This is a genomic window from Priestia sp. TGN 0903, assembly GCF_050846855.1.
GTDB lineage: Bacteria > Bacillota > Bacilli > Bacillales > Bacillaceae_H > Priestia > Priestia zanthoxyli.
Map to the genome: position 1 here is coordinate 1,021,028 of NZ_JBOZGL010000001.1, position 14,193 is coordinate 1,035,220.

The window sequence follows — 14,193 nt, forward strand, 5'->3', positions numbered from 1 at the left end:
ATAAGAGCAATGGTAGAAATAGCTCCACCTACCGCAAAGAGATAAGAAGAAAACGGTATTGCTTCATGTATGAATAAACCTCTTACTCCATAGAAACACAGGATAATAGTGCTGATTAAACCAATCATAAGCCGAATATTTTTATTAATTGTTTTCTCCCCCTTTAGGCTTCTCTTTGCACCTGATCCTTTATCATAAGTCCAAATAAAGCGAAGAAGTTCAACACAATCAGCAATCCATAATAAAAGCCAAGCCCTTCAAAAAATAAAGAAAGAATGGGAAATATTATAGTTTCAAAGCCAAACAACACAATAATAAGTCCAATTCCTTTAGCGAGCTGCTTTTCATCCTTAGGTGTAAATACCTTTCCATATCCAGCAATAAAATTAGTACTACCTTTTTTCCATACACGTTTCCCAATATAAATGATTAAACAGCTTACTAGACTTATAAATAATAATTTCAACACCAGACATTACACCTTCTTTACATACTTCAATTTAACATATATAGTGTATTTTACCATAATCAATAAACAAATATTATGTATTAAAGGTGGACTCACAAAATACAACACTGTAAAATATATACATACTAATTTTGGAGGTTTTTGTTTGTTAAACTTATGCTTAGAGCTGGGTGAGTAAGCTTCCTTAATGAATGTGTGCATAAAGGAAGCCCCATTTATGGAGTATAAAAAGCGGTAATTTAGCAAGTTGATAGGAGACTCTAAATGGATATCTTATTTAAACAAGAACTCACTGAAGAATATAATGAAACTGAAAAAGTTGTGAAAAGCGCTTTTTTAAATGAAGAATACAGCGATAAGAAAGAACATTTACTTGTGAAACGAATTAGGAAGTCAGATGAATTTATTCCTGAACTTTCACTAGTCGCATTAAATCCGAATGCAGCAGATATTATAGGCCATATTCTTCTATCTAAAATAACAATTATAGATGGTGATAACGCTACCGTTTCTTTAGCACTTGCTTCAGTTTCAGTTGCACCTCAGTATCAAAAACAAGGAGCTGGGAGCCAACTAATACACGCTGCGTTAAAACGCGCAAAAGAGCTTGGTTATCATTCAGTAATTGTTTTAGGGCACAAAGATTACTATCCTAAGTTTGGATTTAAACCAGCTAGCTCATGGAATATATATGCTCCATTTGACGTGCCTGAAGAATTTTTTATGGCCATAGAGTTAACAGAAGGATCTCTAAAAAATGTGCAAGGTGTTGTACATTACTCAAAATCTTTTTCAGAGTAAGCACTAAATGATTAATTAGGTTTTACGTAAAGGCTGCCTGGAAAATAATTTTATAGTATTTTCCAGGCAGCCTCTTTTTTATTTACCTGATATTATTAAAGCGGTGGATTTTCCACACCTAAATGAACCCAATCTTCTTTTGGAGGCCCATAAACTCCAGCAGGTTTTAGGCCTGCTTGACGCATAAGAATGGTAATTTGACCTCGGTGATGAACAATATGTTTGATTAGTCCCATTAAGATTGTGGCATTTGATTGGATTCTTCCAAACGCTTCTTGCGTATGTTCTAAAGATTCATCTGTCCATTGCTGTTCGATAATTTTAGCAGCATGAGAACTTACATTTTTAAAGGTTATAGCGATTTCCTGTGCTGAAGATGGAACGCTTGCTGTACTTTCAATTCTGTCTATGCTTAATCCAAACTCAGTTAGGTAATCTGGAATATTTGTTGTAAAATGCCAAGCAATTCTCCCTAACGTACGCCCTTCAGGGTACACTTGTTGCTTCAACGAATCATCTGTCAAGCTATCCAAAACTTTTTGAGTCAGCATGGCTTCGTTGTTCCATTCTTTGATAAAATCTGAAATGGTATTATACATATAAAAGACCTCCCAATATAAATCTAATCTAAATCAATAACTAAATAATATCATAGAAGAAAAATAAGTTGGCTTATTTACTAAAGGAAGGAGACTTTATGTTATTTAAAGCTACCGCTCAAAAAACTGTTGTTTATCCTTTATTACTTTTAAATACTTTATTACTCATTCAAGCAGTTCGACATAAAGAACTTGCCTTTTTACACCTTTTGGCTATCCTTTGCTTGTTTCTTTCCCTTTTTCTCCGATATGAATTTCAGATAGACAGAGATACTTTAACCTATAGAATATATATATTATGGTTCAAAGTATATGAAAAAACAGTTAAACCAGGGGACATTAAAAAAATCGTATTTAAACGCTTAAGTTGGAAAACAAAATTGGCAGTGGTCAAAGTAGAAAACGGGTGGAATATGCGAATAGCATTATTTAATCCACCAAATGTTTTTAAGGAATTAGAAACATTTGCACATGAATATGATATAGATATAAAAAAAACATCAGATTATTAAATTCTAGAGAAAACATCTTGAATGTCACTGCGTTTTGGATACCTTAACTTTACGTATATTTTATAAAAAGACCGCATAATCAGCAGTTATTCATTTCTAATTAAGCAGCTTTTGGACCTCTTTACCGCTACAAAACATTGGTAAAGAGGCCTTTTCCTAAGCCCTCAAAGTTTAAACACTTTGCCCTCCTTACTCACATCAACCTCAAGCCCTATTTAAAAATAGACTCCAAGACCATTTGATTTAACATTATTTGGATGTATAATTCGGGTATAAAGCTTTTTAAGAGGTGATAATTCTGTATATATCAAAAAAGGTTGGCATTTTAAGCTGGTTTGCTACTTGCTTGTATTTTTTAGTTGAACCTTTCTTTATTTTGACTTCAACTGCTCCCTACAGTTTTTTACATCACGCAATGAGTGATCTTGGTGTAACTTCTTGTGGAAACTACACCTATTCAATTGCACCTCATGAAATTTGCTCTCCTCACCATTTCTGGATGAACGTATTGTTTATTATAAACGGATTAACACTTTCAATTGGTGTTCTGTACATTTCACAAAACCTAAAGAAAACAAAAATAACCCAACTCGCAACAGCTTTTATTCTTATATTAGCTTTAGGTAATATTGTTTCAGGCTTTATACCGGCTGATATACATTTATTTTGGCATTCCATATTCGCTCAGCTTGGCATGGTTACTGTTTTAGCTGGTCTTTGGATGTATGCATCCTCTTTAACCAGCGGCAAGTATTGGACTTATGGCTGCTTAATCGCCCTACTAATCATTCTCATACTCATTATGCTTGTATTTTTCGTTCCTATGCCTACCGGTCTGCTGCAAAGATTATTCTATTTAGTAATCTTTATATGGGGCACCGTGCTTTCCTTTATGTTAAACAAATAATCTATCATCCCAGGACTATGTTGAACTACTCCTCGTAATCTCAAAAAGTCCATAGAGGCATCCCCTATGGACTTTTTTTGCAATTTTTTAGATAAATTCTCTTAATAATTCTTTAGATTTCTTTCCGCTAAAACCAAAATAATTGCCAATAAGCTTGACGTATTCTGTGTAGGTAACTTTTCTATTTAAAGCAGTTTCCCACCATCTCTGTGGATTATAATAGCGACTTCCACTAGAACAATAGGTTAATTGTATTCGGGTATTCTTAAATTCTTTATTAAAGTTTTTTTCTACCCTTTTCATATGATAGTTGGAAGAAACAACGATAGCGGATTGAAAATGATAGTTCATCATTAGCCTTTTTGTGAATTTAGCGTTTTCCGTAGTACTTGTAGCGTGATTTTCTAATATAATTGAATCCTCTGATATTCCAGAGTCTTTGGCTTGATGATAAAAATTATTCTCTTGGCCATTCGAAAGGATTAAATGAGCCGCATAGCCTTTTTTATATAATTCAATTCCTTTCTCCAGTCGATCATTATCACCACTTAACACAATAATCACGTCAGATTTTACAGGCTTTTCGTTTACCACAAGCTCTTTCCCGGCAAACAGAAAAAAAATAATCCCTAATCCTAGCAGAAATATACTAATTTTTATCCTTTTACCTTTAATTTTTTGCATATAGACCCTCATTTAAAAAGTTCACTTCATATCGTATCATAAAGCTCAATATTCATAAAAATAAAAAGGTAACCTTCAAAAAATTTTAATTCTTACCCCTTGTTCTAAGCCTTTTCGTTCTTGCTAACTAGTACTTTTTAGTTTATTAGAGAATAGACTTACTTCCTAAATAACGAGGTGCCCAGTAAGAATTGCTTAACGATGCAATAGTTACACCAGTTGAACTTCCAGCATGAATAAACTGCCCGTTTCCAATATAAATTCCAGCATGTGAAGGACCTCCAGTAGTATCGAAGAATACGATATCTCCAATATTCGGAGTAGATGTACTTTTTCCTGACTGATACAAGGTAGCTACTGTTCGCGGTACAGTTACTCCACCTCCATTTTTAAATACGTAATAAATGAAACCACTGCAATCAAAACCGTTAGGAGAGGTTCCTCCCCAAACATATGGCACCCCTATGAATTTTTTAGAATAAGCAACAATATCACTAGCTGTCGCCTGCGTTGAACTATTAACAGTTGAAGATGAAGAACCAGTGGTGCTAGTAGATGCGTTATTTAAGGCATTTAAAGTAGCCGGACCTACTATTCCATCCACAGCTAAGCCATGATCCCGTTGAAAATTCATAACGGCAGTTTGAGTAATTGTGCCAAAATAGCCCGTTGGTGTGGCGTTAAAGTAACCTTTTTCTTTTAAGAGCTGCTGTACTTTTTCAACTTCATTACTAGTCATTCCATATTTCAGAAGTGTACTGCTTGTAACCGCACTTGTTGAATTAGCTATTAACGCTTGATATGTATTAGGTCCCACCACTCCATCAGCGGTTAAACTATGAGAACGCTGAAAGCTTAGAACTGAATCTTTTGTAATTGAACCAAAATAGCCAGTCGAAGTAGCTGAAAATATGCCCTTCTGTCTTAAAACATCCTGTAATTCTTTTACGTCTGGATCTGTCATACCTTCTTTTAATAGCTTGTCCCCTAAAGCTGCATGGCTTATTGTTGGTAAAACAATCAATGATGAGCATAAAGCTAATGAAGAAATTATCTTTTTCACTAAGTATATCCCCCAATGTTATATTTTTCTTGTTCTTGACTATAAAATTTTAGCAGGGAGAAATAAAAAAGAAACAACCTATTTGTGAATTTTTTGTGACGATCCTAAAAATCACTTGATTTATTAGGAGGTAATTATTTATTTTGTCATATAAAGTATAAATATACTTATAATGGTTAAATCTGTTGTTCTTTACCTCATTTATCTTTTTACTTATATGACGCCAAATCTTGAATATAATAAAACACCTTTCTATAATGGTGAACACCAAAAAGAAAGATAGGATGCCAGCGTAAAAAGACAGGAGGAATAATGTGAGCAAATTAATGTTTTTGAAGCGCCGGTTTAAATACTTACTTATTAAACTATTAAGATTAAAAGATCATTCACATAAAGTTGCGCTAGGTTTTAGTCTAGGTTCTGTTGTGAACTTTGTTCCTACCTTTGGATTTGGTCTTATACTATCCGTAGGTTTAGCCAAATTATGTAAAGGAAACAGCATAGCAGGGCTCATTGGTGGAATGTTTTTTATGTGGGCCTTTCCGTTGATGTTTTACTTGAATACAGTAGTTGGAGGATATATATTCCCAATCGATCTTGGTCAAACTTTACTTCAGAATACAGATGAAGATTTAGATAATTCACTAGAACTAGGAGCAAAAATAGGAAAGAATTTTTTAACAGGTATGATTCTTAATAGCTTCTTATTTGGAAGTATACTCTATATTGCTAGCTACTATATTATAAATCAGTACAGAGGCTTTCTCTTACACTACATCTCGAAAAAGTGGATAGTAAAAAAATCCTACTAAACAAATGGATTATTAGCTTGATTTCAACCTTTATTTCTAATTGTAAATCAATATAATTTATATAAAAAAAACCATTAACCTGAACATTTCTTCAAAAGGCATAGAGGTAAATTAGCCCATAATTGATACCTGTGGTTACCAACTGTGGGCTGAGATACAACCTTTGTGTCTGCTTTAAGATGCATATGGAGGAAATAAGGATCTGCTCTTACTCCTTTATTGAAGATAATACAGTCTGTTTCAACCATTTTTTTCGATTTCTTTGATCGATTATCCATTGATACAAACTTTGTATACCTAGTATCAAAGAGATGATGACCCCGCTAACTGCAAGGATTAATGCAAAATATTCTACAGGTACCATTTTGTATCATATCGCTCAATAGTAAACCTCATATATATTTTTCTTTGTAAGATTGCATTCAGTTTAAAAACTTAAATACAGTAAAACAGCTCCACATAAAAATAAGTAGCCATACTATGATAATAATTGAACCCGCAACCCAGTTTTTATGCCTCTCGTTTTGAATGAGCTCTTCTGCTTTTATTGTGCAGTCCTCTATTACACTTTTAGGTAACATCTTCAAAGCAATCATAATTCCTAAAGGAACTATGATTATATCATCAATATATCCTAAAACTGGTATAAAATCAGGAATTAAATCAATTGGACTGAAGGCATACGCAACAACACAAGCAGTAAATAATTTGGTATACCAAGATACTCGTTCATCTTTATAAGCTAAGTATAAGATAAATAGCTGTTTTTTTAACTTTTTAGCCCACAGCTTTAATTGATTAAGCATGTTTCCTATTCTCCTTTTAGTAGGGTTTTTAAAAAAGTATATCAGGAGATGGATACTTTTATTTTGCAACTCAATAAAACATTGCATTTATCATTAATTCGGCGAGAATTTGGCTTAGCGACACTATTTTTAACTTCCCTAATTTATTGAAAAATGGTAAAAAACGTTGCTGTAGACCCACATGCAATTCGCTTGATATCATTAATTCATCTCTTATAGGTGGTGAATTTATTGAATTCTTCAAAAATTGCTTTTCTTTCTGTTATGAGTAACTCTCTTCTGGTTGTCTTAAAAATAGTTGTAGGCGTCTTTACAGGTTCAGTTGCAGTTATATCAGAAGGTATTCATTCGTCTCTAGACTTAGCAGCTTCCTTGATTGCCTTTTTCTCTGTTCGAATATCTAAAAAGCCGGCTGACAAGATCCACCGATATGGACACGGAAAGGTAGAAAATATCTCTGGAACCATTGAAACATTATTAATCTTTGTAGCAGGTATTTGGATTATCTACGAATGTATTCACAAACTCATGAACCCCGAACCAATTAAACTTCCTTTCTTAGGGATTCTTGTTATGCTGTTTGGGGCAGTAATTAATTTTATTGTCTCAAAAATCGTTCATAAAACAGCTAAAGAAACAAAATCCATGGCGATGAAATCAAATGCTCTTCACTTGCTGACAGACGTTTATACTTCACTTGGTGTGGCTATAAGTTTATTCCTTGTAAATCTCACTGGGTGGTATGTTTTAGATCCGATTATTGGAATTGTGCTAGCCATCTATATCATTATTGAGGCCTATAAATTAATGAAAGAATCATTTCCTCCTTTATTGGATGCCAGTCTATCGGAAGATGAAGAACGGGTTATCTTAAACATTATTAATTCCCACAAACAAGAGTTTATCGAATACCATAACTTTCGTACAAGACGGTCTGGTCCAAGCGAATGGATTGACTTTCATTTAGTAGTTCCATCATATTACAACATTCACAAAGCGCATGATCTATGCGACAGAATTGAGCAAGATATTCTTCGCAAATTTCCCGATTCAGAGGTGTTAATACACCCAGAACCTGAGAGTGAACGTAAAGAAACTAGTCACGTTGAAGATTACACGTGAAAAGAGTAAAAGAGAGTGTAGAAATAAAGATAGATTAATAAGTGTCATAGGCATACTGGCTATTGGCACCTACATAAAAACTATTCCTATAAAAAACCTAAACAAAAGGCCTCATAAATAAGTAGGTGCTTTTGTTTAGGTTCCATAAATCACGTACCACAATCACCTATTAATTTTTAGTCTCTATAGTATCTTATTAGTAAATTTAAAGCTATACGAATAACTGATTAATGTAATCATCTTGATTTGCTGCTAGTTTAGGAACAGCTCCAACAGGAACCCAATAATAGAAAAAGATTAATCCTGCATCTTCCCCTTCAGAATTCACCTTATATTCCCACCGTTCTGCCGTTTCTTCTTGAACTTCTAAATGAAAAACATGTCGTTCATGATACTGACTTTTACTTTCATGATGATAGACGTATGTTTTTATTTTGTTCACCGATAAAAACTCCACTAATCCAGATTCTTCTTTGACCTCCCTATATAAAGCTTCTTCAATTGTTTCTCCCTCTTCTACAGTACCTGCTGGAACTTGAACTCCTGCTTCTGGATAATCTCTATGTTCGCAAACTAGTAACTCTGTATAGGGCTCATTGAATCTAGTTATGTAAGCCATAACTTTTGTTATAGTGGGGGTTTCCTTCATATTCCCTTCCTCCTTTAATGGGGACTAATTGAAAATATCTCTTTTTTTTAACGAACTTCTTTAATTCAAAAAAAACATTTATCAGTGTGTAAATTTATGGTAATATTTATGTCATACAGCTCAAGGAGGTTAAAAATGGCTATAATGTACTTGATTGTTATAACTACAGTTGCTTGCTCACTTTTATTTTCATATAAATTGGGTAGAACCACATCCTCTTTAAAATATATAATACCTTTAATTGTAGGAATGATTAGTCTAAGTGTTGTTATCATAAGCTACTTTTACGGAGGATTAACTGGTATGGGAATTGGAGTAGTTAATTTTGCTATTTTTATAGGATCCATTATATCTATAATCATCATATCGTTAAGTGAGCTAATAAGAAGTAAAGAAAGCCCTATGAATAAATCTTAGAGCTTTCTTTGCTTTCTAAATAGATTTATTCATATTGTTTGTCCTTCTTAAAAATACCTATCAGAAGAGTAACGACTCCGATTAAAAAGAAAAGCGGTAATAATAACATCATTAATCCCACGGCAGCAAAACCATTTCCTTGATTAATACCAAACAGAATAGAAACAATCCATGAAAAGAATGGAGTTATTATTAATATAATAGTCGTTCCCCACACTATATATTTTCTTTTAGCTGACTTTCCTTGGCTTAGTCCACTCGCAAACATAAGACCTAATACTAAAACAGTTAATGCGATTCCTATTGCCATTTCATCCCCGGCTTTCTCATAATGAAAAGGTTCTATCTTTCAACCTAGCCCCCGCTTTTTTAGCTCTAGTGCTACTATAAATATACTTGTAATGACAAGTAAGATTAACCCTTCTCCCATCGTGATTGAACTTTTTATCTGCATATCCCTTTAGCTAAATATTACCATTAAAAAAAGCAATTCACAGAAATTTAGTCAAAAAATAAGTAATGCTCCTATTTCAGAAGCATTACTTATCTTTATAGATTAATTAGTAAATCGTATATATAACCAACAGCTTTATAAAATTTATAAAAAAACGACTATGCTTTTGCACTAGAATTATTGCTGCTTATCATGTCTTGGCTGCCAGATTTAATGCTCCTAGCTACTAGTAAACCTACTACCCCTGATATCCCTAAAATAATAAAGATGTAGTTATAGCTTGTAACAAGAGCGATAAGCGTGGACGAAATAATACTCCCGAAATAGCGAAACGTCGAGTATATGCCAGAGGCTGTACCAGATTGCTCTTTACTTACGGAATCAAGCGAGGAAACCTGCATGCTTGTTAAACCTACTCCCGTAGAAAAACCTCCAATAATTAAAGCCGCTATAAGAAAAAGAATAGATCCAACGTTCTCTAAGGATAGAAAAAGAATATTGGAGAAAATGATCATAGCAAAAGAAAATCCAATCACTTTTTTAGAACTAAACTTATTGTTTAATAATCCTCCTATCCAGCCGCTTAAAGACATTGAAATCGAAAAAACCGATAAAACAATACCAGTTTGCGCTGTAGATAAGTGAAATTGTGCCTTCATTAACAGCGGCATAATTAATAAAATTACATACATAACAAAATTGCTAAGCATGATAGATAAATTAGCGCTTGTAAAGGTGGAATTTTTGAATAAAGAAAAATCGATAATCGGGTTTTCTGCCGTATTTTCTCTTTTGATAAACAAGATTGTAGATAGAATAAATATTATTCCCATTATTAAAGCCTTAGTAAATTCCATACCGTGTGTCAACAAGATCAATAAAGAAATGCTAATTGCTAAATAAATGGACCCTTGAATATCTAAAGTGCTTGTTTGCTTTTTAACATTAAATTTAGGAATCATAACTATTCCGCTGATCAAAGCTAAGAAAAGAAAAGGAACGTTCACCCAGAATATAGCTTCCAAGTTGAAGTTTTCAAGCAGTATAGATCCTAATAATGGTCCGATTGCAGCACCCAAACCCATCCCCATTCCAAATATACCCAAAACTTTAGGAAGACGTTCTTTTGGTACCACATATCTAATGATTGCTATAGTGTTTGGAGTAAGTAAAGCTCCTCCTACTGCCTGCAGTGATCGAAAGATAATAAGGGAAATGAGATTAGTTGAAAATATACAGCCTAAAGATGCTATTAGAAAGAACACCACGCCCCATAAATAGATATTTCTGTTTCCATATAGATCTCCTAGCTTTCCAGCGATAGGCTGAGTAACAGCCATTACAATTAAATAAATAGTCACTACCCACGAAATATTTGCAAGTGGTTCATTAAAATGAGCTGATATGGTTGATAGAGCAACAGCAATCATGGTTGAATTAATTGGTACAAGAAATGTCCCAATTAGTAATGAAATAATCAAGATAAGCTCTTTATGTTTACCCAAACATTATTGCCTCCTTTTAGTGGAGAGAAATTCCTTTTATAAACGTGTTTATACTGTTTTTTATCATATCTTGATAATCTGCATGTAAGGCTTTGTCTCCGAAATTTAGTTTATACATAAAATATCCCCAATACGTACTTAGAAAAATCTCTGCTTGTGTGCAGCAATCTAATGCTTTGATATATCCTTTCTTTTGCATTTCTTCAAAGTATTCTTTTAATATTTCTTTCGTATCATTAATTTTTTTTATAATTTCTTCGTGCGCTTGTGAGAAAATTAAAGGGTCTTTTAAAGCAATTGAAATCATGTCTCGGTTATTATCAAAGTCTTTTAGTAACAGGTAACCGAAATTCGTCAAATCTTTTTCAAGCTCCCATTCAATTGATTTATCAAAAATTTCAAGCGAAAAGCTTGTTGTTTTGACAATAGCTTGAATAATGCCTTCTTTATTGCCAAAGTGGCGAAAAACCGTCAATTCATTAACGCCAGCTTGTTCTGCAATTTCTCTAGTGGTAGTACCTTTATAGCCTTTTTCTTTAAGCAGCTCTATTGTAGCTTTTGTGATCTTCTTTTTTGTTTCATCTTTTTTCATATTGATCATCCTTTATGCTTCCTGAATGTAAGTATTTACTTTCCATTAGGCAGTATATAAAGGAAAAAGAGCTGTTGTCAAATGGAAGCGAAGAGAATTATTTATTCATTTAAAAGCGTCACAATTCCATTCGTACCATCGACCATAACCATATCGCCATCTTTTAGCTTATCCGTACTTATTTTCGTACCAACTACTGCAGGAATTTCATATTCACGTGCAATTATTGCTGAATGAGAAAGAATACCTCCAGCGTCGGTGATAACAGCCCCCGCAGTTTGAAATAAAGTAGTCCAAAGTGGAGTAGTGGTCTTACATACTAAAACGTCCCCTTTTTCTAACTTGTAAAATTCCTTTGTGTTTGAAATAACTTTTACTTTTCCGGTATAGATGCCTGAAGAAGATGCTAACCCTTTAATAGAATGTTCGCTGTTCGCGTCATCTTCCTCAATAGCTCCCATATATTTCTCAGCTTCTTTCAGCTGAGCTGCTTCAGGGACTCCGAAGTATCTAGGTAAATTAGACGTTTGCTCATGTTCTACATGTTCTTCTTTACGTTTCTTAATTAATTGGGTCATGTCTACTGGATTTTCTAAAAGAGACTCTAGTTCATCAAGATATAAGAAGAAAATATCTTCTTTCACTAGAAAAACATGATGATTAACTAGTAAATTACCTAGCTTAAGTAGGAATAAACGAGCTTTTGCATCCAACATTGCATCAATATAAAAATGATGATCATCTCTTATAACGGACGCATCTAATGCCCACTGATAATATTTTTTAAATTCTTCTTTGTGTTTGCTATCCGCTATCTGTTCCAGAAATTCATTATAGTTCTGTTCACGTTTCTTGACCGTCTGTTTGAAATTCTCATCAAAGTTGTAATTGTCATTAACATACCCTTGAATAATTGATAATGCGTGAAGAGGATTCTCTAGCCAAGTTTCTCCTACAAAATCGTGACTTACAACGTTTCGATATCCATACTGTTTTAGAAAAGTATCTACTTCAGCCATAAATCTTTTTGCTGCTTTATTTCCCTCTAATTTCTTTAATAAAGTTTCTGTGCATTCTTCTTGAAAGATTTCAGTAAGTTCACTATCTCTTTTCACTGTTAAAGCAAGTCTAGAAAGCTGTTGATCCGTTTCCAACGATTTGTTCATTTTTCCGGTCAATAGCTCATAAACATCATGTCCGGATTTTTTATTTGTAAGGTTTTTATAGTACTCTTCAACTATAGTATTTAAAGACATTTGAGGCATAACAATATCAAAGTGCAGATCATATGCCACTTTATAAAAATCAGCTAAACTTTGAAGAATCTCTTTTCCTCTCTGAAGGGTTAGACTTTCATAGGTAAAACTATTTAATTTGTTATAGTAAGGCAAGAATTGTTCCGTAATCATTTGATTCATCCGTTTTGTTAGGATTGGATAAATACTTTCCATCAATTCTTTATTTTCTTGGAATCTTTTATTAGAATCTCCTTTAAAAGGCTCCATTTTTGTATAGATATGACCTTTATAAAGTTTTAAATTAAGTCTATTAAACATAAACTTTAATTTTTTAAAACTAGCAGCTGTTCCTTCAGAAAATGCCGGAATAATAAATGAAGCGTACAAAGGACTAACAGCATGAGAAAAACTTGTGTCATTTAAAATCCAAAACTCTTCCATATCGTCGAAACTTAAAGATATATCTTTTTGGAAAGGAGTTAATTCTTTGGCCTCTGTTAATGTAGTAATAGCTCTTGCCTGTAATAGATATACTTGATTGTCTTGAACCCCAAACTCTATGTCTACGGGATGTTGGTAAAGAGCTTCTACTTCTTTTGTTATTTCGGCCAATTCAATGATTTTCTCGTCTGTTAAACAAAACCTTTGCTGCTCATCTTCCGTTGTTTCGATTTCTTCAACGCCTTCAGCAAGTGGAATTATCTTTACTTCCTTTAGCCCTTTTTCTTTCTCTATTTTAAAAGTTTGTTTATTAACTAGGTAAACATCAGGTGTTACTAAGCCCGATACAATGGCTTCTCCTAATCCATAGCTGGCATTAATCATCATTTCTTTTGTATTATGAGTGACAGGATTTTGACTGAATATCACTCCCGATACTTCGGACTGAATTAACCCTTGAACAACAACTGCCATTGAAACTTCATCAAAATCAGCATACATATTTTGAGTATATTGTTCGACTCTTTCAGTAAAAAATGAGGCCCAGCACGCTTTCACTTTACTCAAAAAATCCTCGGTACTTTTCACATTAAGATAGGTTTCATACTGGCCAGCAAAAGATGCACCTTCTAAATCTTCAGCACTAGATGATGAACGAACAGCTACCGATGTATAAGAGCACTTTAGGTTCCGAAATGCCTCTATGAGATCTGATTCAATTTCAATAGGAATTTCCCCGTGTAAAATTCTCTCGTGTATATTATCCGTTTGACGATCAATCCCGTTCCATTCGATATATCGCTTTAAAGCTTCCGTTTGAATAACAAACCCATCTGGAATCGGTAAATTTTTTCTTTTCATTTTTATAAGGTTTAAAGCTTTTGCTCCAACTCGTTCATTCGCCTCGTCCACCTTTTGAAAACTTAAGCTATACATTAAAAATATTCATCCTCCCACAAACTAATTTTAAAAATGTAAGTAATTACTTACTTTATATTTATTTTAATTCTTTTAAATTTTTATGGTCAATAAAAAATGGTAAAATATTTAAAAAATGCATATTTAGTTGTGCTTTATTTTAATTTCACTTAAATAATATTCCTCTTTTTTATTACATTTTTT

Annotated in this window: 16 protein-coding genes; 6 read left to right on the forward strand and 10 right to left on the reverse strand. The window is 33.3% G+C overall.

From position 1 onward, the window contains the following. Positions 1 to 163: 163 nt before the first annotated feature. Positions 164 to 469, reverse strand: coding sequence for a hypothetical protein (locus ACRPLY_RS05275; protein ID WP_367077340.1), 306 nt, complete (start codon positions 467 to 469; stop codon positions 164 to 166). 264 nt (positions 470 to 733) lie between these two features. On the opposite strand from ACRPLY_RS05275, the gene ACRPLY_RS05280 reads away from it, so the two are divergent. Then, on the forward strand, positions 734 to 1,270 hold the full coding sequence (locus ACRPLY_RS05280) for a GNAT family N-acetyltransferase (RefSeq protein ID WP_367077341.1): 537 nt from the start codon (positions 734 to 736) through the stop codon (positions 1,268 to 1,270). 95 nt (positions 1,271 to 1,365) lie between these two features. On the opposite strand, the gene ACRPLY_RS05285 is transcribed toward ACRPLY_RS05280, so the two are convergent. Then, the gene (locus ACRPLY_RS05285) at positions 1,366 to 1,869 is read right to left on the reverse strand and encodes a DinB family protein (protein ID WP_432231640.1); all 504 of its coding nucleotides are present in this window, start codon (positions 1,867 to 1,869) and stop codon (positions 1,366 to 1,368) included. 98 nt (positions 1,870 to 1,967) lie between these two features. Between ACRPLY_RS05285 and ACRPLY_RS05290 the strand changes: the two genes are divergently transcribed. Together ACRPLY_RS05290 and ACRPLY_RS05295 are read left to right on the forward strand one after the other, a co-directional pair. Continuing rightward, positions 1,968 to 2,381: a hypothetical protein gene (locus tag ACRPLY_RS05290; RefSeq protein ID WP_028413884.1), complete on the forward strand. Its 414-nt coding sequence runs from the start codon at positions 1,968 to 1,970 to the stop codon at positions 2,379 to 2,381. Between the two features lie 298 nt (positions 2,382 to 2,679). Beyond that, positions 2,680 to 3,288 carry a DUF998 domain-containing protein gene (locus tag ACRPLY_RS05295; RefSeq protein WP_028413885.1) on the forward strand — a complete coding sequence of 203 codons (609 nt, stop codon included), beginning with the start codon at positions 2,680 to 2,682 and terminating at the stop codon, positions 3,286 to 3,288. Positions 3,289 to 3,375: 87 nt separating this feature from the next. Here the strand turns inward: ACRPLY_RS05295 and ACRPLY_RS05300 are convergent, their stop codons facing one another. Next, on the reverse strand, positions 3,376 to 3,972 hold the full coding sequence (locus ACRPLY_RS05300; protein WP_140450587.1) for a YdcF family protein: 597 nt from the start codon (positions 3,970 to 3,972) through the stop codon (positions 3,376 to 3,378). Positions 3,973 to 4,117: 145 nt separating this feature from the next. Beyond that, a complete protein-coding gene (locus ACRPLY_RS05305) occupies positions 4,118 to 5,035 on the reverse strand; it encodes a peptidoglycan-binding protein (RefSeq protein WP_367077342.1) in 918 nt (305 codons plus the stop codon). Between the two features lie 314 nt (positions 5,036 to 5,349). Between ACRPLY_RS05305 and ACRPLY_RS05310 the strand changes: the two genes are divergently transcribed. Beyond that, positions 5,350 to 5,847 carry a DUF2062 domain-containing protein gene (locus tag ACRPLY_RS05310; protein ID WP_140450585.1) on the forward strand — a complete coding sequence of 166 codons (498 nt, stop codon included), beginning with the start codon at positions 5,350 to 5,352 and terminating at the stop codon, positions 5,845 to 5,847. A 422-nt stretch (positions 5,848 to 6,269) separates the two neighbouring features. On the opposite strand, the gene ACRPLY_RS05315 is transcribed toward ACRPLY_RS05310, so the two are convergent. Then, positions 6,270 to 6,653, reverse strand: a complete 384-nt coding sequence (locus tag ACRPLY_RS05315) for a YkvA family protein (RefSeq protein WP_367077343.1) — start codon at positions 6,651 to 6,653, stop codon at positions 6,270 to 6,272. Between the two features lie 231 nt (positions 6,654 to 6,884). Between ACRPLY_RS05315 and ACRPLY_RS05320 the strand changes: the two genes are divergently transcribed. Beyond that, positions 6,885 to 7,775 carry a cation diffusion facilitator family transporter gene (locus tag ACRPLY_RS05320; RefSeq protein ID WP_432231641.1) on the forward strand — a complete coding sequence of 297 codons (891 nt, stop codon included), beginning with the start codon at positions 6,885 to 6,887 and terminating at the stop codon, positions 7,773 to 7,775. A gap of 211 nt (positions 7,776 to 7,986) precedes the next feature. On the opposite strand, the gene ACRPLY_RS05325 is transcribed toward ACRPLY_RS05320, so the two are convergent. Next, complete coding sequence (locus ACRPLY_RS05325) at positions 7,987 to 8,424, reverse strand: NUDIX hydrolase (RefSeq protein WP_432231642.1); 438 nt, start codon at positions 8,422 to 8,424, stop codon at positions 7,987 to 7,989. Positions 8,425 to 8,559: 135 nt separating this feature from the next. Between ACRPLY_RS05325 and ACRPLY_RS05330 the strand changes: the two genes are divergently transcribed. Continuing rightward, positions 8,560 to 8,841, forward strand: coding sequence for a YesK family protein (locus ACRPLY_RS05330; RefSeq protein WP_028413892.1), 282 nt, complete (start codon positions 8,560 to 8,562; stop codon positions 8,839 to 8,841). 25 nt (positions 8,842 to 8,866) lie between these two features. Here the strand turns inward: ACRPLY_RS05330 and ACRPLY_RS05335 are convergent, their stop codons facing one another. From ACRPLY_RS05335 to ACRPLY_RS05350, 4 genes are all read right to left on the reverse strand, one after another. Beyond that, entirely contained in the window at positions 8,867 to 9,151 is a 285-nt protein-coding gene (locus tag ACRPLY_RS05335; RefSeq protein WP_028413893.1) for a hypothetical protein, read from the reverse strand. Positions 9,152 to 9,453: 302 nt separating this feature from the next. Beyond that, a complete protein-coding gene (locus ACRPLY_RS05340) occupies positions 9,454 to 10,800 on the reverse strand; it encodes an MFS transporter (RefSeq protein ID WP_154989175.1) in 1,347 nt (448 codons plus the stop codon). Between the two features lie 16 nt (positions 10,801 to 10,816). Then, entirely contained in the window at positions 10,817 to 11,392 is a 576-nt protein-coding gene (locus ACRPLY_RS05345; RefSeq protein ID WP_261765756.1) for a TetR/AcrR family transcriptional regulator, read from the reverse strand. Positions 11,393 to 11,493: 101 nt separating this feature from the next. Beyond that, positions 11,494 to 14,007, reverse strand: coding sequence for a PEP/pyruvate-binding domain-containing protein (locus ACRPLY_RS05350; RefSeq protein WP_432231643.1), 2,514 nt, complete (start codon positions 14,005 to 14,007; stop codon positions 11,494 to 11,496). Positions 14,008 to 14,193: the final 186 nt, after the last annotated feature.

Excerpts from the sequence above, each read along its gene's own strand:
- ACRPLY_RS05335 (WP_028413893.1), bottom strand. The coding sequence starts at position 9,151 with ATGGCAATAGGAATCGCATTAACTGTTTTAGTATTAGGTCTTATGTTT.
- ACRPLY_RS05300 (WP_140450587.1), bottom strand. The coding sequence starts at position 3,972 with ATGCAAAAAATTAAAGGTAAAAGGATAAAAATTAGTATATTTCTGCTA.
- ACRPLY_RS05315 (WP_367077343.1), bottom strand. The coding sequence starts at position 6,653 with ATGCTTAATCAATTAAAGCTGTGGGCTAAAAAGTTAAAAAAACAGCTA.
- ACRPLY_RS05345 (WP_261765756.1), bottom strand. The coding sequence starts at position 11,392 with ATGAAAAAAGATGAAACAAAAAAGAAGATCACAAAAGCTACAATAGAG.
- ACRPLY_RS05325 (WP_432231642.1), bottom strand. The coding sequence starts at position 8,424 with ATGAAGGAAACCCCCACTATAACAAAAGTTATGGCTTACATAACTAGA.
- ACRPLY_RS05280 (WP_367077341.1), top strand. The coding sequence starts at position 734 with ATGGATATCTTATTTAAACAAGAACTCACTGAAGAATATAATGAAACT.
- ACRPLY_RS05290 (WP_028413884.1), top strand. The coding sequence starts at position 1,968 with ATGTTATTTAAAGCTACCGCTCAAAAAACTGTTGTTTATCCTTTATTA.
- ACRPLY_RS05330 (WP_028413892.1), top strand. The coding sequence starts at position 8,560 with ATGGCTATAATGTACTTGATTGTTATAACTACAGTTGCTTGCTCACTT.
- ACRPLY_RS05350 (WP_432231643.1), bottom strand. The coding sequence starts at position 14,007 with ATGTATAGCTTAAGTTTTCAAAAGGTGGACGAGGCGAATGAACGAGTT.
- ACRPLY_RS05285 (WP_432231640.1), bottom strand. The coding sequence starts at position 1,869 with ATGTATAATACCATTTCAGATTTTATCAAAGAATGGAACAACGAAGCC.